General features: G+C 66.8%; 3 protein-coding genes and 2 pseudogenes. 3 read left to right on the top strand and 2 right to left on the bottom strand.

Translation table 11 applies throughout. The features are described 5' to 3' along the window. Nucleotides 1-536: transposase (locus NBZ85_RS30425; RefSeq protein WP_261563350.1), on the top strand; the 536-nt coding region annotated here is incomplete at its 5' end. Between the two features lie 240 nt (nucleotides 537-776). Here the strand turns inward: NBZ85_RS30425 and NBZ85_RS30420 are convergent. Together NBZ85_RS30420 and NBZ85_RS30415 are read right to left on the bottom strand one after the other, a co-directional pair. Then, the gene (locus tag NBZ85_RS30420; RefSeq protein ID WP_261563349.1) at nucleotides 777-1,124 is read right to left on the bottom strand and encodes a HepT-like ribonuclease domain-containing protein; all 348 of its coding nucleotides are present in this window, start codon (nucleotides 1,122-1,124) and stop codon (nucleotides 777-779) included. Then, nucleotides 1,114-1,398 (bottom strand): nucleotidyltransferase family protein, encoded by a 285-nt coding sequence (locus NBZ85_RS30415; RefSeq protein ID WP_261563348.1) that lies wholly within the window; start codon nucleotides 1,396-1,398, stop codon nucleotides 1,114-1,116. The genes NBZ85_RS30420 and NBZ85_RS30415 overlap by 11 nt, the downstream gene beginning before the upstream one ends. 179 nt (nucleotides 1,399-1,577) lie before the next feature. Between NBZ85_RS30415 and NBZ85_RS30410 the strand changes: the two are divergent. Continuing rightward, a pseudogene (locus tag NBZ85_RS30410) lies at nucleotides 1,578-1,874 on the top strand (DDE-type integrase/transposase/recombinase); the annotation flags it as partial. A 61-nt stretch (nucleotides 1,875-1,935) separates the two neighbouring features. Further along, nucleotides 1,936-2,025: pseudogene (locus NBZ85_RS30405) on the top strand (IS5/IS1182 family transposase); the annotation flags it as partial. Nucleotides 2,026-2,311: the final 286 nt, after the last annotated feature.

Raw genomic sequence — 2,311 nt, 5'->3', positions numbered from 1 at the left:
GGGGTCTGGTCGCGGCGATCGGGTCGACGCTGCCGGGCGCCTCCTGGCAGCGATGCCGGACGCATTACCTGCGCGACTTGTTGACGTTCACACCGAAGTCGTCGCAGCCGTGGGTGGCAACATTGGTGCGGACTATCTTCGAGCAGGCGGACGCGAAGGAGGTGACCGTGCAGTTCGACCGGGTCGTCGACGCCCTGGCCGAGAAACTGCCCCGTGCCGCGGAACACCTGTCCGAAGCGAAAGCGGATCTGCTCGGGTTCACCGCCTACCCGCGGGAGATCTGGCGGCAGATCTGGTCGTCGAATCCGCAGGAAAGGCTGAACAAGGAAATCCGCCGGCGCACTGACGTTGTGGGTATCTTCCCTGACCGTGGTGCCATCGTACGGCTCGTCGGCGCTGTCCTCGCCGAACAGCACGACGAGTGGATCGAAACCCACCGCTATTTCGGCCTGGAAATCCTCGCGAAAGTCGACGCGGGGAACACGCCGTCCGACACACCCGAGATCAGCGTGACACCCGAAGCACTCACCGCATAAACTAAACCTAGGATCACGCGGAGTCACCCTCCGTACACCACGCCGCTGGACGTGACCCCTCGATCGTCAACTGCTCCCGCCGACCCATCCACCATCCAGCCCCTCGACGCCAACACGATCATCCTATCGAGGCGTCGCTACGACCATTTGACCCCGCCCTGTGATTCCGGCATCCTCGGCCGCAACCGCGAGCCGATCGTCGCAGGTGGCCAGGCCGCCGCGCTCCAGCCCTCCGTGGGTTCAGGTGCCCTCACTAACAGAGGCGAGAACCCGGCGCAGGTCTGCGGCGAACTGGGGTAGTTGTTCCCTGGCCGCGGTATGCAGGATCTCGAGGTCGACGGACCAGTAGCCGTGGACAATCCGATTGCGTAACCGGACAGGCTGCTTCCAGGCGATACCGGGGAAGCGTGCGGTGATCTCTTCGGAAAGCTGGCTGGCGGCCTCGCCGAGCACGGTGAAGTTCCACAGAAGCGCGTCGCGGCGCTGCCGATCCGCCTCCAGACCGCCGGTGGTGATCCCGTCGGTGAGTTTCTGCGCCTGGTCGGCTGCCTCGATCATCTCACCGAGCAGGAGGACGTCACGCCGCATACACGGGCCGCGCTTCAGCCAGGACGGACGACCGTAGCAATGGGTGGAGCCCGCGGACGGAGACCAGATCGACGGGCCGGCCGAACAGATCGGCGAGGTCATCGGCGAGCTGCTCGATGTCCCAGCCCAGACGCCGGCCAGGCGCAAGGGTGTACAGGATGTCGATGTCGCTGTCGGCGGTGGCGGTACCGCGCACCTGAGAGCCGAACAGCTGAAGTTCGGCGATTCCGTACCGGTCGCAGATCGCGGCCAAGCGCGCCCCGTCGATCTCCACTCCCGCAATGGACCTCACCAGCCAAGGGTAGCCGCAGGCGTCGCGTGACGGCGCCGCCCGGGTGGTCGTGGCGTGGTCGCTTCTCGACGCTCTGACATGGAACGCTTTCGGGCTGGTGGCGCTTCGCACGCGCGGGCACACAGAGAAGGAGTCACCCTCCGTACACCACACCACCGGACGTGACCATCACCACCGGCAAAGCACCCGTCTACCCGCGGATCCTCGACGAGCTCCTCCCCGAAGCCTGCCACGTCGATACCGCCCGGGAGAACAACCGGATCGAAGCCGACCACGGCCAGTTGAAAGCCCGGCTACGGCCGATGCGCGGGCTGAAACGGCTCCGCTCGGTCCAGACGATCAGCACCGGACACGCCCTCGTGCAGAACATCCGCCGCGGCCACTACGACCTCGGGATCAACACCAGCCCACGGCGGCGGCTCTCGGCCGCGTTCACCGAACTCGCCCACACCGTCTGACCGCGGTCGCGGAGACCCCTGGCGTGCGCCGCGTCCTCGCAATGCAACAGCGCCCCCCAGACAGGGCACCGACGCCGGCAAGAAGATCGTCGGGCGGAAACGGGGCATCGTCACCGACACCCTCGGCCTGCTGCTCGCCGTGACCGTCAGTCACGTGGTCACGCAATGCGGGCGGGTCGAACACCTGACCACACTCAACCGGGCCATCGGCTGCAGAGGATGGCGCAGGTTCAGGCCAGGTAGGTGAGGAGGTGGATGCCGGCGCCACCGGCGGCGGCGAGGAGCGTGCCGGTGGGGTGCCAGGCGACGCCGGAGCCTGTCAATCCCGGTGAGACATCAGGCGGCTTGGTTCGTGGGTAGCGTCTCCTGGGTCTCGATGATCGCTGGGGGCTGGTTGATCCATGCCTTGGCTGGGAGCGCGGGCGGGGTTGGTCGGC

Source organism: Frankia tisae (assembly GCF_025403405.1).
Lineage (GTDB): Bacteria > Actinomycetota > Actinomycetes > Frankiales > Frankiaceae > Frankia > Frankia tisai.
Note: the sequence above shows the minus strand (reverse complement) of the source record. Positions and strands in the feature narration are given on the sequence as shown.